Annotated in this window: 20 protein-coding genes, 1 tRNA gene, 2 rRNA genes and 3 pseudogenes (1 of these 26 only partly in view); 9 read left to right on the top strand and 17 right to left on the bottom strand. The window is 55.8% G+C overall.

Going from position 1 to position 19,617, the window contains the following annotated elements; genetic code table 11:
• The 3 genes from M2305_RS01035 to M2305_RS01025 all read left to right on the top strand — a co-directional run.
• Positions 1–2,060: ribosomal RNA gene (locus M2305_RS01035) — 23S ribosomal RNA — on the top strand; it begins 677 nt to the left of the window's first position.
• An 80-nt stretch (positions 2,061–2,140) separates the two neighbouring features.
• Positions 2,141–2,255, top strand: a 5S ribosomal RNA gene (rrf, locus tag M2305_RS01030).
• A gap of 48 nt (positions 2,256–2,303) precedes the next feature.
• Positions 2,304–2,380 (top strand) — tRNA-Met (locus M2305_RS01025).
• Positions 2,381–2,662: 282 nt separating this feature from the next.
• On the opposite strand, the gene M2305_RS01020 is transcribed toward M2305_RS01025, so the two are convergent.
• The 11 genes from M2305_RS01020 to M2305_RS00970 all read right to left on the bottom strand — a co-directional run bounded on the left by M2305_RS01020 (position 2,663) and on the right by M2305_RS00970 (position 10,762).
• Entirely contained in the window at positions 2,663–3,460 is a 798-nt protein-coding gene (locus M2305_RS01020; protein ID WP_264648325.1) for a DUF4062 domain-containing protein, read from the bottom strand.
• Between the two features lie 199 nt (positions 3,461–3,659).
• Positions 3,660–4,115, bottom strand: a complete 456-nt coding sequence (locus M2305_RS01015; protein ID WP_264648324.1) for a CopG family transcriptional regulator — start codon at positions 4,113–4,115, stop codon at positions 3,660–3,662.
• 115 nt (positions 4,116–4,230) lie between these two features.
• Positions 4,231–6,027 carry a relaxase/mobilization nuclease domain-containing protein gene (locus M2305_RS01010; protein WP_264648323.1) on the bottom strand — a complete coding sequence of 599 codons (1,797 nt, stop codon included), beginning with the start codon at positions 6,025–6,027 and terminating at the stop codon, positions 4,231–4,233.
• A 244-nt stretch (positions 6,028–6,271) separates the two neighbouring features.
• The gene (locus M2305_RS01005; RefSeq protein ID WP_408871453.1) at positions 6,272–7,129 is read right to left on the bottom strand and encodes a lytic transglycosylase domain-containing protein; all 858 of its coding nucleotides are present in this window, start codon (positions 7,127–7,129) and stop codon (positions 6,272–6,274) included.
• A complete protein-coding gene (locus tag M2305_RS01000; RefSeq protein WP_264648322.1) occupies positions 7,116–7,454 on the bottom strand; it encodes a DUF736 domain-containing protein in 339 nt (112 codons plus the stop codon). Before M2305_RS01000 ends, M2305_RS01005 begins: the two co-directional genes overlap by 14 nt.
• 25 nt (positions 7,455–7,479) lie before the next feature.
• Positions 7,480–8,049 (bottom strand): S26 family signal peptidase, encoded by a 570-nt coding sequence (locus M2305_RS00995; protein WP_264648321.1) that lies wholly within the window; start codon positions 8,047–8,049, stop codon positions 7,480–7,482.
• On the bottom strand, positions 8,046–8,531 hold the full coding sequence (locus M2305_RS00990; protein ID WP_264649911.1) for a DUF2840 domain-containing protein: 486 nt from the start codon (positions 8,529–8,531) through the stop codon (positions 8,046–8,048). The genes M2305_RS00995 and M2305_RS00990 overlap by 4 nt, the downstream gene beginning before the upstream one ends.
• Positions 8,532–8,536: 5 nt before the next feature.
• Positions 8,537–8,845, bottom strand: coding sequence for a helix-turn-helix transcriptional regulator (locus tag M2305_RS00985; RefSeq protein WP_264648320.1), 309 nt, complete (start codon positions 8,843–8,845; stop codon positions 8,537–8,539).
• A gap of 160 nt (positions 8,846–9,005) precedes the next feature.
• Positions 9,006–9,632, bottom strand: a complete 627-nt coding sequence (locus M2305_RS00980; RefSeq protein ID WP_264648319.1) for a DUF2285 domain-containing protein — start codon at positions 9,630–9,632, stop codon at positions 9,006–9,008.
• A complete protein-coding gene (locus M2305_RS00975) occupies positions 9,583–9,792 on the bottom strand; it encodes a transcriptional regulator domain-containing protein (RefSeq protein ID WP_264648318.1) in 210 nt (69 codons plus the stop codon). The genes M2305_RS00980 and M2305_RS00975 overlap by 50 nt, the downstream gene beginning before the upstream one ends.
• 274 nt (positions 9,793–10,066) lie before the next feature.
• Positions 10,067–10,762 (bottom strand): O-methyltransferase, encoded by a 696-nt coding sequence (locus M2305_RS00970; RefSeq protein ID WP_264648317.1) that lies wholly within the window; start codon positions 10,760–10,762, stop codon positions 10,067–10,069.
• Here M2305_RS00970 and M2305_RS00965 point away from each other — a divergent pair.
• Positions 10,761–11,447: a TetR/AcrR family transcriptional regulator gene (locus tag M2305_RS00965; RefSeq protein ID WP_264648316.1), complete on the top strand. Its 687-nt coding sequence runs from the start codon at positions 10,761–10,763 to the stop codon at positions 11,445–11,447. The two genes, M2305_RS00970 and M2305_RS00965, sit on opposite strands and share 2 nt — an antisense overlap.
• A 101-nt stretch (positions 11,448–11,548) precedes the next feature.
• Here M2305_RS00965 and M2305_RS16265 read toward each other — a convergent pair.
• From M2305_RS16265 to M2305_RS16340, 3 genes and pseudogenes are all read right to left on the bottom strand, one after another.
• Positions 11,549–12,206, bottom strand: a pseudogene (locus tag M2305_RS16265) (DNA methyltransferase).
• A gap of 236 nt (positions 12,207–12,442) precedes the next feature.
• Entirely contained in the window at positions 12,443–12,763 is a 321-nt protein-coding gene (locus M2305_RS00950; RefSeq protein ID WP_264648313.1) for a hypothetical protein, read from the bottom strand.
• 175 nt (positions 12,764–12,938) lie between these two features.
• Positions 12,939–13,205: a DUF3892 domain-containing protein gene (locus M2305_RS16340; RefSeq protein ID WP_408871484.1), complete on the bottom strand. Its 267-nt coding sequence runs from the start codon at positions 13,203–13,205 to the stop codon at positions 12,939–12,941.
• Positions 13,206–13,395: 190 nt separating this feature from the next.
• Here M2305_RS16340 and M2305_RS00945 point away from each other — a divergent pair, with 190 nt between their 5' ends.
• Both M2305_RS00945 and M2305_RS00940 read left to right on the top strand, forming a co-directional pair.
• Positions 13,396–13,713, top strand: coding sequence for a helix-turn-helix transcriptional regulator (locus M2305_RS00945; RefSeq protein WP_264648312.1), 318 nt, complete (start codon positions 13,396–13,398; stop codon positions 13,711–13,713).
• The gene (locus tag M2305_RS00940) at positions 13,710–14,243 is read left to right on the top strand and encodes an ImmA/IrrE family metallo-endopeptidase (RefSeq protein WP_264648311.1); all 534 of its coding nucleotides are present in this window, start codon (positions 13,710–13,712) and stop codon (positions 14,241–14,243) included. Before M2305_RS00945 ends, M2305_RS00940 begins: the two co-directional genes overlap by 4 nt.
• A gap of 49 nt (positions 14,244–14,292) precedes the next feature.
• On the opposite strand, the gene M2305_RS00935 is transcribed toward M2305_RS00940, so the two are convergent.
• Entirely contained in the window at positions 14,293–15,651 is a 1,359-nt protein-coding gene (locus M2305_RS00935; protein ID WP_338085665.1) for a site-specific integrase, read from the bottom strand.
• A 390-nt stretch (positions 15,652–16,041) separates the two neighbouring features.
• Here M2305_RS00935 and M2305_RS00930 point away from each other — a divergent pair.
• The 3 genes and pseudogenes from M2305_RS00930 to map all read left to right on the top strand — a co-directional run.
• Positions 16,042–16,248, top strand: a pseudogene (locus tag M2305_RS00930) (MFS transporter); the annotation flags it as partial.
• 397 nt (positions 16,249–16,645) lie between these two features.
• A complete protein-coding gene (locus tag M2305_RS00925; RefSeq protein ID WP_264648310.1) occupies positions 16,646–16,852 on the top strand; it encodes a ParD-like family protein in 207 nt (68 codons plus the stop codon).
• Complete coding sequence (map, locus tag M2305_RS00920; RefSeq protein ID WP_264648309.1) at positions 16,827–17,651, top strand: type I methionyl aminopeptidase; 825 nt, start codon at positions 16,827–16,829, stop codon at positions 17,649–17,651. Before M2305_RS00925 ends, map begins: the two co-directional genes overlap by 26 nt.
• 436 nt (positions 17,652–18,087) lie before the next feature.
• Here the strand turns inward: map and M2305_RS00915 are convergent.
• Both M2305_RS00915 and M2305_RS00910 read right to left on the bottom strand, forming a co-directional pair.
• A pseudogene (locus M2305_RS00915) lies at positions 18,088–18,269 on the bottom strand (IS481 family transposase); the annotation flags it as partial.
• A gap of 23 nt (positions 18,270–18,292) precedes the next feature.
• Positions 18,293–18,871: a recombinase family protein gene (locus M2305_RS00910; protein WP_249196720.1), complete on the bottom strand. Its 579-nt coding sequence runs from the start codon at positions 18,869–18,871 to the stop codon at positions 18,293–18,295.
• Positions 18,872–19,617: the final 746 nt, after the last annotated feature.

Below are 19,617 nucleotides of genomic sequence, written 5' to 3'. Positions count from 1 at the left end.
CCAGGCTGAAGGTGCGGTAACACGCACTGGAGGGCCGAACCCACGCCTGTTGAAAAAGTCGGGGATGAGCTGTGGCTAGGGGTGAAAGGCCAATCAAACTCGGAGATAGCTGGTTCTCCGCGAAATCTATTGAGGTAGATCGTCGGGTGTTTACCCTGGGGGGTAGAGCACTGGATGGGCTAGGGGGGCCCAAAGCCTTACCAAACCTAACCAAACTCCGAATACCCAGGAGTATAGCCCGGCAGACAGACAGTGGGTGCTAAGGTCCATTGTCGAGAGGGAAACAGCCCAGACCACCAGCTAAGGCCCCTAAATCGTGGCTAAGTGGGAAAGGATGTGGGGATTCCAAAACAACCAGGAGGTTGGCTTAGAAGCAGCCATCCTTTAAAGAAAGCGTAATAGCTCACTGGTCTATTAGAAACCCTGCGCCGAAAATGTAACGGGGCTCAAGCCACGTGCCGAAGCTGTGGGTGCATTCTTATGAATGCGCGGTAGCGGAGCGTTCCGTAAGTCTGCGAAGGAGGCGGGGTGACCCCCTCTGGAGATATCGGAAGTGCGAATGCTGACATGAGTAGCGACAAACAGTGCGAGAAACACTGTCGCCGAAAGTCCAAGGGTTCCTGCGCAAGGTTAATCCACGCAGGGTGAGCCGGCCCCTAAGGCGAGGGCGAGAGCCGTAGTCGATGGGAACTAGGTGAATATTCCTAGGCCTGCCAGAAGTGACGAATGAGAAATGTTGTCTGTCCTTATCGGATTGAACAGGCTTTTCGACCATTCCAGGAAATAGCTCTGGCGTATAGACCGTACCCGAAACCGACACAGGTGGACTGGTAGAGAATACCAAGGCGCTTGAGAGAACGATGCTGAAGGAACTAGGCAAATTGCTCGTGTAACTTCGGGATAAACGAGACCCAATCGTGGGCAACCATGGTTGGGTGGCACAGACCAGGGGGTAGCGACTGTTTAGTAAAAACACAGGGCTCTGCGAAATCGTGAGATGACGTATAGGGCCTGACGCCTGCCCGGTGCCGGAAGGTTAAGAGGAGATGTGCAAGCATTGAATTGAAGCCCCGGTAAACGGCGGCCGTAACTATAACGGTCCTAAGGTAGCGAAATTCCTTGTCGGGTAAGTTCCGACCTGCACGAATGGCGTAACGACTTCCCCACTGTCTCCAGCATCGACTCAGCGAAATTGAATTCCCCGTGAAGATGCGGGGTACCCGCGGTCAGACGGAAAGACCCTATGAACCTTTACTGCAGCTTTGCAGTGGCATCAGGAAAATCCTGTGTAGGATAGGTCGGAGGCTTTGAAGCCGGGGCGCCAGCACCGGTGGAGCCACCCTTGAAATACGACCCTGAATTTTTCTGATGTCTAACCGAGACCAGTAAGCCTGGTCCGGGACCCTGCATGGTGGGCAGTTTGACTGGGGCGGTCGCCTCCCAAAGTGTAACGGAGGCGCGCGATGGTGGGCTCAGGCCGGTCGGAAACCGGCTGTCGAGTGCAATGGCATAAGCCCGCCTGACTGCGAGAATGACAGTTCGAGCAGAGACGAAAGTCGGCCATAGTGATCCGGTGGTCCCACGTGGACGGGCCATCGCTCAACGGATAAAAGGTACTCTAGGGATAACAGGCTGATCTCCCCCAAGAGTCCACATCGACGGGGAGGTTTGGCACCTCGATGTCGGCTCATCACATCCTGGGGCTGGAGCAGGTCCCAAGGGTTCGGCTGTTCGCCGATTAAAGTGGTACGTGAGCTGGGTTTAGAACGTCGTGAGACAGTTCGGTCCCTATCTGCCGTGGGTGTAAGAGACTTGAGAGGATTTGTCCCTAGTACGAGAGGACCGGGATGAACATACCTCTGGTGCACCGGTTGTCACGCCAGTGGCACAGCCGGGTAGCTAAGTGTGGACGGGATAACCGCTGAAAGCATCTAAGCGGGAAACCCACCTCAAAACGAGGTCTCATAGAGCCGTGACAGACCATCACGTTGATAGGCCGGGTGTGAAAGTGCAGTAATGCATGCAGCTAACCGGTCCTAATCGCTCATACTTCTCACATCAAACACATGCACAGAAATCAGCCACACTCATAAAACACCAACCTCCACCCACTCTCAAAAAGACTGGGTGGGCTAGAAGACCTGGTGGCCATTGCGAGGGCCCTACACCCGATCCCTTCCCGAACTCGGCCGTGAAATCCCTCAGCGCCTATGATACTGCACCTCAAGGTGCGGAAAAGTCGGTCGCCGCCAGGTCCCCTAGCCCACTCACCACTCCCACAATACCAACATCACCAATACCACCGCGGGGTGGAGCAGCCCGGTAGCTCGTCAGGCTCATAACCTGAAGGCCGTAGGTTCAAATCCTACCCCCGCAACCAAAATTACCAAATAAAATCAAGTAGTTAGCCCGCTCTCCGAGCGGGCTTTCTGCGTTCTACGATGCCAACTGGAATCATATAGGAATCATTCGGCGGAGAAATCCCGCGTAGCAGGCCGTCGCATGGAGCGCGGCGCTGGTTGGCCGGGAAGGGCGCGAATCGGATTACGGTTCTCAGGTCGCGATTTGGACGATACAATTGCGATGTGTAAGGGCGGCCCCATAAAAGGCCAGGCCTACAAAACACGCATCCTTCTTGAGCCTAGCGACATTGCTATAGATATTAGGCATTCGGCGGCTCTCGAAGGGTAGCTGGAATACCTATGACAGAGGCAACAGCAGACAATTTTTTCTTGGAAAAACACCAAGTGGAAAAACCACGCTTTGTCTTAATCCATGAGCCCCCAATTTCTTTTAACTCGTCTCTCCATTTTATCGTATTACCAACAGAAATGAATGATTTTTCTGTGTAGTTTTCTAAAAATATATCAGTTCCAGTAGGTTGTTCGTTGTCACCTTCCGCTTCAATTTCAATCGCTCTTTTTACAGCTTTTGTGTCTACTACGGATGTAACATTTATTTCACGCATTATGATTGTTACTTGACGTGATAGTTTGTGCTCAAGATCTTCGACGCTAGTGTAATGCTCCAATAATCCCTTTGACATAAGGGACGCTTTGAATTCTTTGAGTTCTTCAAATTGTTTTGTGTCCAATTTTTCAGGGTCTATTGGCGCTTTAGAGAAATACAACATCACGGGCTTTTTCTGGCGCATAAACCAGTTGACTTCTTCAACTGTGCCACTTTTTGCTTTCCCAGTTGGTGAGCCGAGCCTGGTCCAAAAAACGCCTATAAGCATGTCACATGAGCGAACGAGCTGTTCGTTTATTACTCCCTGCGCTCTTTCGGTCATAGATGGCGCACTGTGAGACTCCCACATTACTGGAAGTAATACTTTCCCGGTATCCTTCGAGTGCAACGCATTCCATGCGTGCAGGCAGTCTGAAATAGCTTGGCGTTCCTTTGGAACGTCGGATGGTGATGCAATCAATACGTTGAATACAGTTGCTGGAAACGACATAAAATTCCTCCGCCAATATATTGCAGCGTAACATGCTTTCTGGAGTTGTCACATTATGTGGCGGATCTCATTGAGATTATTCATGTTAGTAGAAAATCTAATAGTGAGGCTGATTTGCCCATGTGAACGCGAATAAGGGGCTCCGGCTCTCTCATGAGGGCAATTCTGTCGCCATGCCGTTCGTGGGACTGGCGCAGGGTTACGACTGGGACGGAGGCGATGTGTCCTTGTTTTCAGCGGGCTGCTGACGCATGGCGGGAATATCGAGCGGAATGTCGTCGCGGAACGACCGCCCCTGAGACAGTCGTCGCCCCAGCGTGTCCAGAAACCGGGCGAAGCGTTCTTGGCCCAGCGCATTGGCGGCGGCCTGGGCTTCGGCAGGGAGGGGCGGCGTCTGGCCCAGCCAGAAGCGGATGAACAGGGCATGCGTTTCCAGCGCGATCATCAGGTCACGCTCCTGGCGCTGCATCTGCCGTGTCAGACGGTCCAGTCGCCGTGTCAGGGCGGCTTCGCTTTTCTCTGCGCTATCGGGTGACAGGAGCGAGGCGACCGCCGCCTCCACCACGGCGGAGCGCGTCACCTTCCGGCGTGCGGCAAGATCACCGATCTGCGAGATCATGGCGACGGGCAGGGAGACGTTCAGGCGGTCACGCATGGAAACCCTCCATGAAAAGCCATGATGTGACCGAAAAACTTTTCCTGGAACAAGACCGAAACTGCGTCGAGTGTACCGAGGCGGGCGACAGCGTGAAAAGAACGGGCAGCGTGGTTCACATACTGATCCCGAGGTCGCGTTTTCGGTCATGCCGCCAGTCGACTCCCCCGTCATCACGGGCGACGCCATCGACATACCGGTCGTGCTGTTTCTCCAGCGACGGTGCCCAGGGCACAAGCAGGAATCCCATGCCGTTATCGATCATGGCGAAGCGCCCCGAGGACAGGCTGAGGCGTTTCACATACTGGCCGGTGACGAAATGGCCCGGAACGCTGCGCTCATAGGGCAGGCCAGTTTGTTGCGCGAGTTTCGCGCCGACCTGATCGAGTTCCTGCTGTCGGAGCGTTGCCAGAAGGTTTCTCTGATAGCGCGCGGACCCGTCCTCTTGAAATGACGCCAGCCCTCGTTCCGCGAGATGCCGGGTGCGCTCCTGCATGGCGTGTCGCACCTCGGCCCCGAAGCCGCTGCGGGCGAGTTCCATGGGCTGGCGCTCTACCAGCCGATGATCCAGCCATGTCGCCCCCGGCGCTTTGACCTGGGCCGTAAGGTCCAGATCGGAGCGGGCGGACAGCACGAGATAATCCTTTCCGTTCGTCCTGCCGGTCGCGGTGCGGATTTCCACGATGCCGTTGTCGCGGGGGGCATCGCGGAACGCCTCGACGCCGGGGAAGCGGACATGATGTACGCGCCCGTCCGTGGCGTCGATCACGGCATAGGCTTCGCCGGTCAGTTCGTTGTGCAGCCCACGTTCCAGCAGACGTCCCGTCAGGGTGACAGGCTGATCGCGCCCCGAGATCACGTAATCGCCGGGGGACATCACCCGCTCCCGGCTTCGTTCCGTCATGGCGCGGTGCATGGTTTTGATGATGTCGCCGCGCGCGCCCATCTCGCGCAGCGTGTCCGCCATGCCGGGGGCAAGCGACCACCGACCCGGTCCTTCCGGCGTGGCCAGCCCCATGCGCTCAAGCGTTTGCGTCCTGCCGGTGAGAAAGGCGCGATGCGCTGCATTTTGCCCGAGGCCGCGAGCGTCCCCAGTGTCGGGTCGTAGGTCTACGATGCCCAGCTCATCGGCATGACGCTGCAATTCGGCGTCGAGCCGGGTCCAGCGTTCCGCTGTCACATCCTGGCGCAACGCGGCTTCGATCTCGTGTTCGGCGCGTGGGCCGAGTTCGAGCGACACCAGATCCTCCGCGCGCGAACGCAGCCCGTGGCTGATGTAGTTGCGGGCGATCACCAGATCAGCCCCGGCCTGATCGACGCCACGCACGATCAGATGCGCATGCGGATTGTCGGTGTTCCAGTGCGACACGGCGGCCCAGTCCAGGCGCGTGCCGAGATCGGCTTCCATCTGCGTCACGAGGTCGCGCGTGAAGCCGTCGAGGTCGGCCATCTCCGGCGCGTCCTCGGGCGACACAATGAAGCGGAAATGATGTCGGTCATCCCGGCAACGGGCAGCAAAATCCTGTGCGTCCACCTCCTGACCATCCGGCCCGAACAGGTGCGCTTTCTCGCCGTCGCGGGTGACGCCATCCCGACGCAGATAGGCGAGATGATCGGCCAGCGATCCGGGACGCGCGCCGCGCCCACTTTGTCGCACCACGCGAGCCTTGACGGTGACGCGGCGATGGGCGTCGAACAGGCGGCTTTTGCCAAAACGGGAATGGCCTCGCCCGAAGGTCGAGGGGCCGGAGCGCGGACTGCTGCCTTTTCCCTTTCCGGGGTTGCCGCCAGCCCCTCCGCCTGCGCGGCGGGAGGCATGAAGCACCTGCGCCAGAAAGGTTCGGGGCCGGGCCGCGTTTCCCGTGCTCCGGATGTGACCCGGACGGACCCGGAAATCCTCATCGCGGGCCATCAGAACCTCCCTGTGCAGGAAAACCCCGTAGGGAAGCAGGGCAAAACCTGAAACCCTGCACACGACCGACCCGCCATGCACACAAGAAGACGAAGCGCGACCGCGCTTCGTCGCCCGACGTGGCAAGCCATTTTATCTTGCCCTCTTAATTCTTCACGTTTCCCGATCACCCCAACTTCCGACGCACACCCGAACCGCTCCCGATGGGATGGCAGTTTTCCCCTCATATGCCGTAAATCCTCCGTCACGGCATGCTCCTTTGCGAAACGGAGACGAACAGGCCATGAGTTGGGGCCACAAATCGCATCACGTGATCAGAAACAGGCATCACCTCGGGCGCGTTCTGGACGACGGTTTGGGGTGCAAACGGGCCGACAAAAAGCCGATTTCCAGATGGCATTTCGGCGTGCGATTGATTGACGAAATCCGCATCAGAAATCGTGCTGCCAATCGACTCTCCACGCAGCAGGCGGATGACTCTGGAAACGTATTTTTTCGTCTCGTCGGGCAGCGTTTTCCCTGCTGTCAGAAACTGCTCATACCGCCCTGGCCCGGCATTATATGCGGCAAGAAAACCCGCATCGCCGTAGCGGTCATGCAGCCAGCGAAGATATGTCGCGCCTGCGATGATATTGTCGTGCGGATCGTATGGATCAGCACCGAGATTCAACGTCGCGCGCAGTTCCCGCCATGTGCCGGGCATGATCTGCATGAGGCCCGTCGCCCCCTTGGGTGATACCGCTGAGGCATCACCCTGGCTCTCCGCGCGCATCACCGCCGTGATCCACGCGGGCGGGATGTTCGCCCGCGTGGCCGCCTCGCTGACATAGGCATCGAACGGCGAAGCGCTGGCGGTCTGCAAAGATGCCGCAAGACCGCCGCAAATCGGCAGCAACATGAGCGCCGGTGCTCCCGCTGTCCGTAAGCCTGCCATCGTGCTCGCTTCCCACCAGGACAAGGCGCTGGCGCGCCGGTCTGACGACCGCCCAGGACCGAAGCTGCGCGCGATGGCATGGCCGGTGTCGAGCAGGGCGGGGAAACGAGCCTGTCTTCTCGCGAACAGGGAAACAGGTTTTTCGGGGCAGGAGTCAGCGCGGACCATGACGCCACTCGGGCCGGTTCCAGACCAGCCGGAAGCTGTCGGCGCTGTTACGGTCGGGCATCAGCCGGATGCGCAGCGGGCGTGCGAACAGGGGATCGTCGATCATCACGGCGAGCCACAGGCCGATGCGCTCGCCCTGCCGCGCCCAGGCGCAGCCGACCTCTATCCCCTCGTCGTCCAGACCGCGCAGGACGCGATAATCGGGCGCGTTTTCGGAACTGCGGTTTTCGTTGGGGACGATGGCCAGATCGTCGGCCATGAGGAACGATGTGATCTGCCCGAAGAACCCGCTCTCGGTGCGGGTGAAGGTGCCAAGATGGATCATCGGAATGGTCTTTCCTGTTGGGGATTCATTGTTGCGGCGGGGGCAGCAGCACGGGTGACGGCATCCCGTACGAATGAGATTCGGCCCGCCCGGTGGTGATCCAGACCGGAATCGCGCGCCCGATCACGGCGGTTGCGGGAAGGGGGCCGAAATACCGTCCGTCGAGGCTGCGGGGTTCTGCCAGGTTCATGACGAAAACCTCGTCCGGTCCCAGCCGGTGACACCCTTGCCAGACGGGCAGCGGGCGTCCGCGATGGTCACTGGTCAGCGCGTCGCCGACATGCGCACCGCCGATGCTGATGGCGCTTTTCGTGCGGCACACGTTTTGCCCCGGCAAGGCCGCGACGGGCTTCAGAAGCGGGACGCCGAACGGCAGATAGCCGCGCAGCGCCAGCAATAGTGCCAGCTGGTCGGGCAGACGCAGGGCGGCGATGTCCCCGACATGGAGCGGGTTGCCGGACTGGACGCGATACAGTCCGACTGGAACGCTGGCTGTCTCGTTCCAGAGCAGCCGGGGCGCGACATGAAGGGACGCGGATGCCGTGACGATGGTGATCCCCACGAACGTCGCGGCCAGGGCGGAGCGCCGGGTCATGACGCGAGCCTCTTTCGCGCCAGCCATGCCTTGTGCATGGCGCGCGTATAGGGGCGGGAGGCCACGTTGGCGGCGATGCGCCCATTGAGGACGCGCCAGTGATCGGGGCAGATTTCGGCGGGGTGCAGCCCAAGTTCCTCGATGGCGTCGATCTCTTCCAGCACGCGGCGGACCTTGGGCCAGCCGGACACGTTCAGCAGCAGTTCACCGCCGGGGCGCACGAAGGGCACGGTCTGGAAGGCGGCACCCGGTTCCGCCGCGCGCACGATGTCGAAACAGGAGACGACGGTCCCGTAATCGTTGGCGGCCCAGCGGATGAAGCCGAACACGCTGCCCGGCGCGAAGGCGACCAGGCGGCGGCGCTTGTCCAGCACTTTGTCGGAGACCGGCTGACCGAACCTGATCCAGTGTTCGACCCGCTTCTCGATAAAGGTCAGTTCCACCGTGGTCAGACCGAACAGGGCGGCGTCGGAAGCATCCATGCCGGTCATGGTTCCTGCCTCCGGGCGCGCCGCGCGTCGATGACGGCGGTATAGGTGCCATCGGAGGTGTGGGCGCAGCGATGGGCCTGAAGCCAGGCTTCCACGTCGGAACGGGCATAGAGGACGCGCTGGCCGAGCTTCAGGAAGGCCGGTCCTTCGCCGATGCAGCGGTATTTCTCCAGGGTGCGAGGCGAGAGGCCGAGCAGTTCGGCGACCTCGGTGGTGCGCAGATAGTCGCGCAGGAAGCGCGCGGGGACCGGGCGCGGCGGTGGCAGCGTCAGCGCGGGTGGTGACGCTGGTTTGTCGTGGGTCATGGAAACCTCCTGTCGGCGCGGCGCGCTTCAGGGCGTGAAGCGGTGGCGCTTACGGGAGGCTGTCGGGAAAAAGGCCGTCAGGGAGTGGAGGAAATGACGCGCGCGAATTTCTCCACCCCAAAAGCGCGCCCTGTCGTGGGCAGGCGTAGGAATGGATATGTCAAAGCCCGTCCAGAAGGCTCACATAACCTCCGTGAACGAGGGCGCTCCCTTCGTCGCGGAGCGTACGGGCCATGGTGCGCAGGGACGAATCGCGCCACACATCATCGGGCATCGTCAGGGCAGATGAGTCGAGCAACGTCGCGGCGATCTGCCGCAGGCTCGCGCTCGCGTCGGTCAGATCGTAGGCGTGCAGGCGCAGGACAAGCTGGCGCTGGCGAGCGGGAGTGATCCGGCGAGGATGGCGCGCTGGCAGGCGGTGGCCGAGCACGACGGCAGAGAACCGCAAGGCTTCGTCCGATCGGCGGCGATAATGGGGATCGAGAGGGAGATGGATGGCCGGGCGAGTAGCGGCGTTCCACTTTCCATGCAGCGAGAGGGTAAAGGTAGAGCCGCCGCTGGCCAGCACGACGACCTGTCCCAGCCGGTCGGCTCTATTAAGAACCTGTTTTCCTATGCCCGAGAAAGCGGGCAATGGCGGCGGGTCGAAGACGTCGAGGGCAGATGTCAGGTTGATGACGCTGGTCGTGGCGCGGCTTTGCCATATGATGGGAACGCGGGTGACGGGAGTGTCCGGGTCATGCGGGAAAACGCAACCTCCAGCGCTGGCAGAAAACGTCCCATTCACCGCCGGGATCGGGGCCTCCCGCCGCGACCAGGCTGAATGTCTCGGCGTAATCGTCGCGATAGGAGCGCCAGCGCCGCATGAAGGCACCTGCGAGCCCGGCGTCGTCCAGACGTTTCAGTGCGACCAGATCAGTCTCGGACTGCCAGATGTCGATCGGCATGGTGGGCGATCTCCTGTCTTCGCGGGCTCCGTGGGGGTGACAGATGATGATCCTTGGCGGGATTCCTGTTTGCATAGTGCGAAGCGCGCATCACGAAATGGCGTGATGTGCATTACATGAATCATGAATTAACGTGCGGCCCGTGAGGGCCGCGCCGCTCGCGGTGCGGAGCGCCGCGTTGTCTCGCTTCGTTGTGGAGCGCTCAGAGGGGTAAATGATCGCAAAAAGAGCCATAATGAATACGTAATGACATTGCCTGTTGTTTTTCGGATAATCAGGCGCGCACCGCTACGTCGTGAGCGAAGGTTTGTCCCAACGCCTGTGTAGTGATGCTGGCCATGCGATATCCGTTAGCCGGGGTTGTCAGATAGGAAAGGTAGGCTGCTGCGCGACCGCCGTCGTCACCATCGAGATCGGCGCGATCGCTGATTACCAGGCCGCCTTTCCGTAATGCAGGCTCCAGCAGGAGTAAGAGATCAAGGTAGAGCCCTTTAGACGCATCCAGCAGGATAAGGTCGATCGACTCAGGAAGGTCACGCGACAACGTGGCGCGGGCGTCTCCGATGCGAATGTCCACGAGGTCCGCCAATCCTGCCTCCCGCAGGTTGGCGGAAGCCCTTTCTGCTTTGTCGGGGAGAAGTTCCGATGTCACCAGTCGGCCCCCGCCATTGTCGCGTAAAGCCGCTGCGAGAAATAATGTTGAAACACCGAAGGACGTGCCGAATTCGATGATATGTTGGGCGCTGGTGCTGCGCGCCAGAATATAGAGCAGGGCGCCGAACTCGGGCGTAACGGGTAGTCTGGCATCTTTCATGGCCTCGTAGAAACCACGCTGGCCGTCATGTGTCAGTCCTTTGGCTTGCGCCAATTGGCGTATCGCTGGATCTTGCGAGAGTGTCTCGGAATAAAGGCGATCAATCACACACTGAATCTGCGGTGCGAATTGTGGACGAAAGAGGGGGGTGATCATGGTGACTCCGCAAGGAAAACGAGAGGCATCCAAGAGTAATGGTATGGTCGCCGGTGGCGTTACTCGTATTTTCGTAGAGGGAGCCGACCTGTCATTTGCGCCAAGGAAATGGCCGCATCAGGCACGCTCAGAAGCGACGATCGACGCTATTTTAGAGGCGACTGCTCAGCTTCTGGAAACGGGACGAAGTTTCAGTACCAACGCTATCGCCGAACGTGCTGGCGTGGGAATTGCCACGCTCTACCAATATTTTGAGAACAAGGAGAGCGTCGTCGCGGCACTTAGTCGTCGGGTAAGGGAAACACTGGTCGATGATGTTGCGTCATTACTCGAAACCGCTTGCTCGTTGCCACTTTCCGAGGGTGTGCGCTGTCTGGTCGTCGCTGCCGTGAAGGCGGACAAGAGCCGTCCATCGTTTACGGTCCGGCTTGATCGGTTGGAGGCGGCTCTTTCTTTGGAAGCGGATCATCTGCTGGTAGCGGCTGAGCTTTGCGCGATTGTTGCGTCGTTCCTCAAGTGCCAGGGAATTGTTCAGGAGGACACTGCAAAAATTCTGGCAGATGACCTGTGCACGATAACAGGGGCACTTATTGACGCTGCACACAATCGACAGATGCCTATCGATGACTTTTTGGTTGACCGTATTACGCGAAGGTTGGTCGCGATTATTCAGAGCGCGCTTTAAGTAGAATGGTTATTAATGCTGTCTTGTCCTTCCGCCGATCCGTGAGGATCGGCGCGCGACTATTTCGTGGTACGTAAAAGGCCGGAAAGGGGGGAGGCGACTTACGCCGCCCGCCTCTCGCCCCAGTAGGCCAATCGCCGGGATGCCGTGGCGGCGTGGGTTTCGTCCAGTTCCATGCCCAGCCAGTCGTGGCCAAGATGCTGCGCGGCAACCAGAGATGAACCGGAGCCGCAAAACGGGTCCATGACCAGACCATCGGGAGGGCAAAACGCATGAACCAGTGGTAGCAGCGCCGCGACGGGCTTCTGCGTCGGGTGCATCTTGTTGCCGGAATAGGGCATGTCGATCACGTCCGGGATGGGCTGGCGGAGCAGATTCGCGTCACCCTTGGCCAGCAGGTAAGCCGCCTCATGGGTGTAGCGGACGAAGCGGGCGGAGGATGATATGTCCCACGGGCCGGAACCCCGCCGCCTTCCAGGCCGCCATGAACAGATCAATCCGGTTCCACGCATAGAACGAGAGGGTGAACCCGCCATCCTTCAAAACTCTGTGCATCTGTTTGAATGCGGGGCGAAGCCATGCGGCGTTGTTGTCATTGCGCACCGTCCGCCCGTCGCGGCCCCGGTAATTCACAAGGTATGGCGGGTCGGTGAAGATGAAATCCACGCTCCCGCGCGGCATCGCCTGCATGAGGGCAACGCTGTCGCCGTGAAGGATCAGATTACGGAAGTTCGTTGTCGTGTTTGTATTGCCGGTCATGGTCTGTGCCCTTTGTTCCGCGAGGAACAGCCCCCGCTGTTTCTCTGCCTCGCGGCGAGCAGCGGGGTAGCAACGACAAGGGCGACCGGAGGGGAGGAGGATCACCCGTGTCTGCACGGAGCGCAGCGCAGGAAGACCGGGAAACCCCTCTGGGCGGCGTCAGCCTGCTGACGCGAACCCTTGTCGGCGCGAGGGCGAAGCCCTTAGTTCATGAATGTGAACTCAGAAAGGAGGATTTAAAGGCCGATTTTTCGTGCGGCCCATTCTGCTCCTGCGCGCTCTAACATTTCCTTCCAGCTTGAGAAGGATGTATTGCTTTTTATAAATGTATCCCATGCCTCGTCCGGGATAGCTTCGAAGTCTTCTTTGGACTCGATTTTAAATCCGCTGGCATCAAACATCTCATTTGCCGAATTAAATCGGCTATGTGATCTGATAAAATCAGACGTGAGCAAATCTGTCACCGGTAACGTTTGAGTGCCATCCAATTCCCGAGCACGCTGAGAGATGTTGCGCAGTTTCTGCTGAAGCTCATTGAGCCCCTGTATCTTTAGCATAGGTAAAAATCCTTATTTCGGCTTCTTTTTGCGAGGAATTAACGAAAGTACTTCCATAGCTTCTTTTCGCACTTTGGGATTGTTGCTGTGAGCATCGCGTCCTGCTCTGCTAGCTTTGGAATTACTGGGCTTCCGTGGTGCCTTGGCCATATTATTTCTCTTTCCTGATCGGATTTTATGGGCATTCGGGGAGCGATAACAAATTATCAGTCCATTTTCCGTCGGCATAAGTCCGTACGTATTTCCCGTTTGGGCCGTTGACTACGCCAATGTTTGCTCTTGTTTGATTCACATAGGTATAAAAACTGTTGGTTTTGTTATCTATTGATTGAACGACTTGGTTTGTCGTCCATTTCCACCCTTGACCCCCCAGGTGAGTGATCCCTGTGTGAGTATCCGTACGGGGCTGCTTAGAAACACACAGTACTCTTACATCAGCCATCAGGCTTTTTCCTCGAATTAAGTGAACCGTAATCGATTCGTTTCCTTGAAGCCAAGGAAGCATATCGCGCAACGCAATGTCAATCATACAATCAATGTTTGTATTACTGTCATTATCGCAGGGCTTGTGATGTTTGTGAGATTGACATTGTGGTTCCAATCATGCACATGAACTGCAAATGAGGAGCGCTATGAACTCGGAATGGGTGTATAAGGAACTCGGGAAAAAAATTCGGGAAAGACGTGATGACCTAGGATTGACGCAGTTGGAACTGGCGCAAAAAATTGGGCTTGCGCGTGGGTCAGTGGCCAATATTGAAGCGGGTAGACAATCAGTGCTGTTGCACCAATTTTTGACACTGTGTTCGGTGTTAGATCTTGATCCGTGTTTGGCTCTCCCGTCGCCGAATATTGAATCTGAGGAGCAGATAGAAATGCCAGAAAATGTTAGGAATGCTGTGCAGAAGCTGAAAAAGATCTCAGGTAAAATAGGTTCTGAAAAGTCGTGACGCCAAGTCGGCCTCGTTTCGGACGTATAGAAGCTTTGGCAGCGGGTTTGTTGCAAAAGGCTGAAGTTGTATCTGCTCCAGTTCCAGTAGAAAAGTTGATAAATTCTTGTGGAATTACAGTAACCTTCCTTGATCTTAAAGACATATCTGGATTGGTGGTGCGAGATCATGGTAATATTGTGATTGGAATTAATAAATCTGACGGCCCGCAACGTCGAAGATTTACGATGGCTCATGAATTGGGGCATGCCCTTCTCCATGACGGCAAGGAAGTACATTACGATCAGAATTTCAAGGTGGACTTCCGTTCACATACGTCAACGTTAGGCACGGATATTGAGGAAATTGAGGCAAATTTTTTTGCCGCATCAATTTTGATGCCGTGGCAGTTCCTAAGATCTGATCCGTTGCTTTCGGAGCTTGATGTGGAAGACCCGGCGTCGGTTAAAGTTCTTGCTGCACGTTATAAAGTAAGCCAGCATGCTATGAGTATTCGCTTGGGTAACTTGGCGGCGCGGGGACGTTTGTAAGAGATGCATCCCTATGGAAATGTTAAAAATTTCCGTAGATAAAAAGATCTCATACTTTATTTCCATCTAATGCTTGGAAGATTGTGTGGGCGACCAAATTTGCCGTCTTCTGAATCGGATCGGTCTTGAGGTGTGCATAACGTGCGGTGGTCTGTACCTGCGTATGGCCCAGGAGTCGTCCGATCATGGTCAGGTCCGCGCCAAGCTGGAGTGCGTCCGATGCGAAGGAATAGCGTAGGTCGTGGATACGCAGCGTATCCAGTCCGGCCCGCGCGCGTAGCCGCCGCCAGGGTTTCTGGATGTCGGTCAGATACTGCCCCTCCACTTTCCCGGTGATGATATAGGGATTGCCCTCGGTCCGGGGAATCCTCGCCAGAACGTCCAGCGCCGCCGTCCCGATGGGCACGACCTTGGCTCCGGTCTTGGAATCCGGCAGCCGCAGGACACCCGCGCGGACGTCCACATAGTCCCATTTCAGCGTCTGGATTTCCCCCAGACGGCAGCCGGTCAGCAGCAGAAGCCAGATGCAGGTCGCGGCTTCCGGCTCGCCGTCCGCCTCGCGGAGCACCTTGCCCAGCCGGGCCAGTTCGTCCAGTGTCAGGTAACGCTCGCGCTTCGTCTCCTTATAACGCTTCACTTTCCAGCAGGGATTGATCCCATCCGACCGAACGCCCCATGTGTCGGCCAGGGTAAACATGATGGACATTACCCCCAGCACGCGATTGGCCTGATAGGGTGTCTCTTTCAACCCCTGGTGCAATTCGACGACATCGGCGCGGGTCACGTCGATAACCTTGAGCGTTCCCAGTTTCGGGGGGATGAACAGGTCAACACAGCGGCGATACTCGTACTGTGTCGAGGGCTTGCAGTGCGAGGCGACGTGTTCGTCGAGGAACCGCTTGCCGAACTCTTTCATGGTCGCGGCAGCGCGCAGGCGGTCGCGCTGCGCGCCGGGATCGCTGCCCAGCCGGACATCGGACAGATGTTTCATGGCCTCGGTGCGGGCCTGATCCGGGGTGATAGGACCATGCGGACCGATATTGACCCGGCGGATGCGCCCGCCCGCGCGGAACTGGGCGAGGTAGATTTTCCGGCCCGACGGATGGACCCTGAGACCAAAGCCCCGAAGCTCGTCATCCCAGAGGAAATACTCCTTGCCGGTTCTAGCGGCGGCTTCGACGGAACGTTTCGTGATCTTGACCATGGAGAACCCTCCCTTGGTTGGAATCACTGGAATCAAATAGGAATCATTTGGGGGCGAAATCAGGCGATTCCAGTCGTAGGAGAGTGTACCATGTTCTGAGTAAAAACGTAATAAAAACCGCCATTTATCGTAGAAAAACTGGCTGCGCACGGCAAAAGTGTAAGTATTCGACTGGAACTCATAACCTGAAGGCCGTAGGTTCAAATCCTACCCCCGCAACCATATAATAAGTCACTGATAGGACACGATAAACCCGCCTTCACACGGCGGGTTTTTTGTTGCCCAAAGCGCGGCGCAGGAAACTCATAGGAAACAAACGGAAAGGTACTGGGGCGTAGATTTGTCGGGATTCACTTTTGTGTGATGGAGCGGGGTTGGGGCCTTCAGGCCCGTCTTGGGAGCCTGTGGCTACACCATACGACAGAGACGAATGTCTTGAACGGATACCTTGCCCTAACCGGACTGCTCAGGAATGGGCATCCCGCCATTGTGAGTCTAGATCGCTAAGTTAGATTTAATTATTGGATTTTTCATTCGTATATCGGCAATTAGTTTGAGTGCGATATTTAACTCGGTGATTGACGGTGCTCCCAGGCATTATCGATGAATGTTGTCGTCTGGAACAGCGCGATTGCAGGCGGCGGACTACTAGGCGGGATCATGCTGGACACATGGGGGGCACCATCTTTTCCCTGGGCTGTGCTGGGGCTTACAACTGCTGGATTTTTAATCGCATGGCGAGCCCACTCTCACGGGTTCCGACGTGGACACAGGCTCGGGCATGGAGCAGGTGAGAACTAAGAAATCATTTTAGATAAATTGCGGCTTTATCGCGCGGTGCGGCTAAATATAAACGCATTTACGCTAGAGTATTTTGAGGTATCGCCCGAATATTTTGTCGCGCCCTATCTGATGCTAAATTATATTTACCCATAAAGGCCTACCTTCAAGGATGAGGGGTTAGGCACTTTATATCTGACATAACCGATGTAAGCAGCAGGCTAGCTATCGCCGATATTCTGGATATTCGATTGAGATTGATACTTTCCTCATAGCAGTTGCTCAGAAGCTAGCTGCCAGTAGACTCTCCTTATGGAGAGCTCAAAAAGGCGAGGGCTCTTCAAACTGCTATGCCATTGACGCAAGAAATATATGGTCCATATACGTTCCATATATTCTTTTTTTGAAAGCGACATCGATGGGCATTGTAAAGATCGACGAAGACCTTCACGAGGAAGCACGTCGGGCCAGTGCCGTCATGTGCCGTTCCATCAACGCTCAGGCCGAGTTCTGGATGAAAATCGGAATGTTGGCCGAAGCTAATCCGACTCTCTCCTTCAATGACATTGTGAAGCAGCAGCTTGTTATCGGAGACGTTCGTGTCCCAGACCTCACAGCCGCGTGACATGGTAAAAAGCTCTGAAGAGCTGGCCCTCATGCGGGTGTCAGGCAGACTGTTGGCATCCGTTTTTGAAATGCTGGATGAACTAGATCTCATTGGTCTGTCGACGTTAGCGGTCAATGATCTGGTTGAACGCTTCATCACTGTTGATCTTGGAGCTCGCCCTGCCAGTAAGGGACAATATGGCTTCAAATTTGTCCTGAACAGCTCAATCAATCATGTTGTCTGTCATGGGGTTCCTGATCTGGACGAGATCATCCGTGACGGGGACATCATCAATCTCGACATTACACTCGAGAAAAACGGTTTCATAACAGATTCGAGCAAAACCTATCTTGTGGGGAATGTACCGCCAGCCGCGCGTCGCCTTGTCCAGATCGCCCAGGAGGCGATGTGGGAAGGGATAAAACAGGTGCGCCCAGGCGCTCACTTGGGAGATATCGGTTTCGCAATCGAGCGTTATGCCAAAAGAAATGGCTGTTCAGTTGTCCGCGAGTATTGTGGACACGGGATCGGTCGCGAGATGCATGAAGAACCACAGGTGCTTAATTTCGGAAAGCGAGGAGCTGGCCAAGAACTCAAGGAAGGAATGGTGTTTACCATAGAGCCCATGGTCAATCAGGGTACGCGGCTGGTTATGACTAAAGACGATGGATGGACAGTCGTGACCAAAGACCGAAAGCTCTCCGCTCAGTTCGAGCATACTGTTGCAGTTACAAAAAGCGGTGTGGAAATTCTGACCTTGCGTCAGGATGAAGTATCAAGGCTCGGATTAGGTATTGTAGGTCTCATGACAGGATAGGCAGTTAAGCCAACGCCTTCTCCGATTGGAAACGGCGTTCAAGATAGCCGGTGCTTTCTCAAAAGAATCACGTTCGAGAAAGGCTGCTGCAATGGAGGTCAGCTATCATGTTGGGGCTGCCAGTTAGCAGACATTCCGCTTTCCCCCCATAACCGCCTGCCTGCTCTACATCAGCAATGCAGACAGGCGGCTTTCGCATATTTATATTGAAAAAGTCGTGATAGAATTTCTACGTAGCAATCAGGTTCGATATTGCAACATTTAGAAAGTTCTAATTATGGGGATTCTTCATTCCTGATTGCATACGAAATCCTAGCCAGGCACCTCGACCTGACTTTTTCAACAGAATTGCCTCATGTCGGACACACATACGGTTAGGAGCGTTTCCCAAAAGCCGACCTGAATCATACAACGCTCTTCTGGCAACTATGGATAGTTAACTTGCGCGTGGATTCAACCGATTAAGGATGAATATTTCCGACTCTGGAGGCCAGATTTTGCAGATATATTTGTAAGGGGTTAGCCTATTGAGAGACTTGAGCCTTCGCCCAAAGTTATAGGCTGCCATGAAGTCGTTAGATGGGCCTTCAGTTGCTCATGGTTGTCGTAACGGAACCTTATTATATCCCGGGGCTAAACACCTAAGGTCGTACATCTACGTTGCGATATTTCATATTTTTAAGGTAACGCGATAGTGTTCTAGATGATACCTTAAATGAATAAGCAATGTCGCTTAACGTTTCTGCACCGTTATCGAGGCGGGAGGATGCATTGCGAAGATCCTTTTCGGAAAGGAGCCGGGGACGGCCGAGTGTCTTACCCCGTATTCGTGCTGCAGTAAGACCAGCACGAGTTCTCTCCGCGATAAGGGATCTTTCAAATTCGGCTAATGCAGCCATCATATGAAACATAAATCGCCCGCCAGAGGAGGCTGTGTCAATGTGTTCTGTTAATGATCGAAAATGAATACCTCTACTACTCAATGTCTCCATTATTTGTACTAACCCGAATAGTGAGCGTCCCAGACGGTCAAGACGCCAAACGACAAGGGTGCCGCCTTCAGTAAGAGCGTTTGTTGCCGCGTCTAGGCCCGAGCGAGAAAAGTGCCCCCCTGATTCTCCTTGGTCGGTAAAAATAGTATCACAGCCAGCGGACTCAAGTGCTTGTATCTGCAAGTCTAATTTCTGCTCGTCTGTAGATACCCTCGCATAACCTATCATCATACTAGCAGTCTCCATCTGTGCCTCAACGTACGAAGCTATTCGTATGCTAGGGATGGTTAAGATCGAATTGATGAACGAACGCGCGATCACGTTGACAAAAACGGTCGTTTTACTCCCATGCGTTTTACATCTTTTTGAGGTGAGGAGGCGTTTGGAAAATCAGCCATTTTACTGGGCTCACTGCATGAGTGTCGGAGGTATCGATCATACTTGCGTTAAACGACCGTTTTTGGCGCCAGGTCAAAAGGAAGAACGATCCGGATTATATGTAGGTCAGAACCTCACAAGCGGTGGAAATTGTAGAGTACAACCCCTATCCGGGATAACGCTTCTTGCTATCGAACAGGATTTTAGTGAGGAGGTCGCGGCACACAAATCGGTTGATCCATGCTCACGAAGCTTCGATTTGAAGCAGGCAACGTGCGAGGGGTGGACAATAGAATACAGTCCTAACGCAGGTGGTCGAATATGTGGGGTCGAACGAAGCGACATTAATGCATGGTGGCATGTCGCGCGGTCGGCAGCACGTGGCTCTGCATATCATTGTGCGGCTTTGGTAGAACTTTCTCGAGATGAACGCCTGGCGATAGAAGTCCATTGTGGGCCAATAGAAATACCGACTATGTGAATAATAGATATAAATAATAAAATAATCATGAACACCTATATTTCAACAGGGGTGTTCATGATTATTTAAAATCAAATTTCCCAATTTTTTTGTAGTTTCTATTAACTACAAAAAA

Origin of the sequence: Gluconobacter cerinus (genome assembly GCF_025961355.1) — a bacterium.
GTDB lineage: Bacteria > Pseudomonadota > Alphaproteobacteria > Acetobacterales > Acetobacteraceae > Gluconobacter > Gluconobacter cerinus.
The sequence above is the reverse complement of the archived record's forward strand: the minus strand, read 5'-3'. Positions and strand labels throughout refer to the sequence as shown.

Bases quoted from the DNA above. Each gene is read 5' to 3' on its own strand.
- M2305_RS01020 (WP_264648325.1), bottom strand. From the start codon at position 3,460: ATGTCGTTTCCAGCAACTGTATTCAACGTATTGATTGCATCACCATCC.
- M2305_RS01015 (WP_264648324.1), bottom strand. From the start codon at position 4,115: ATGCGTGACCGCCTGAACGTCTCCCTGCCCGTCGCCATGATCTCGCAG.
- M2305_RS01010 (WP_264648323.1), bottom strand. From the start codon at position 6,027: ATGGCCCGCGATGAGGATTTCCGGGTCCGTCCGGGTCACATCCGGAGC.
- M2305_RS01005 (WP_408871453.1), bottom strand. From the start codon at position 7,129: ATGGTCCGCGCTGACTCCTGCCCCGAAAAACCTGTTTCCCTGTTCGCG.
- M2305_RS01000 (WP_264648322.1), bottom strand. From the start codon at position 7,454: ATGATCCATCTTGGCACCTTCACCCGCACCGAGAGCGGGTTCTTCGGG.
- M2305_RS00995 (WP_264648321.1), bottom strand. From the start codon at position 8,049: ATGACCCGGCGCTCCGCCCTGGCCGCGACGTTCGTGGGGATCACCATC.
- M2305_RS00990 (WP_264649911.1), bottom strand. From the start codon at position 8,531: ATGGATGCTTCCGACGCCGCCCTGTTCGGTCTGACCACGGTGGAACTG.
- M2305_RS00985 (WP_264648320.1), bottom strand. From the start codon at position 8,845: ATGACCCACGACAAACCAGCGTCACCACCCGCGCTGACGCTGCCACCG.
- M2305_RS00975 (WP_264648318.1), bottom strand. From the start codon at position 9,792: ATGCCGATCGACATCTGGCAGTCCGAGACTGATCTGGTCGCACTGAAA.
- M2305_RS00965 (WP_264648316.1), top strand. From the start codon at position 10,761: ATGGTGACTCCGCAAGGAAAACGAGAGGCATCCAAGAGTAATGGTATG.
- M2305_RS00970 (WP_264648317.1), bottom strand. From the start codon at position 10,762: ATGATCACCCCCCTCTTTCGTCCACAATTCGCACCGCAGATTCAGTGT.
- M2305_RS00950 (WP_264648313.1), bottom strand. From the start codon at position 12,763: ATGCTAAAGATACAGGGGCTCAATGAGCTTCAGCAGAAACTGCGCAAC.
- M2305_RS16340 (WP_408871484.1), bottom strand. From the start codon at position 13,205: ATGGCTGATGTAAGAGTACTGTGTGTTTCTAAGCAGCCCCGTACGGAT.
- M2305_RS00945 (WP_264648312.1), top strand. From the start codon at position 13,396: ATGAACTCGGAATGGGTGTATAAGGAACTCGGGAAAAAAATTCGGGAA.
- M2305_RS00925 (WP_264648310.1), top strand. From the start codon at position 16,646: ATGGGCATTGTAAAGATCGACGAAGACCTTCACGAGGAAGCACGTCGG.
- M2305_RS00910 (WP_249196720.1), bottom strand. From the start codon at position 18,871: ATGATAGGTTATGCGAGGGTATCTACAGACGAGCAGAAATTAGACTTG.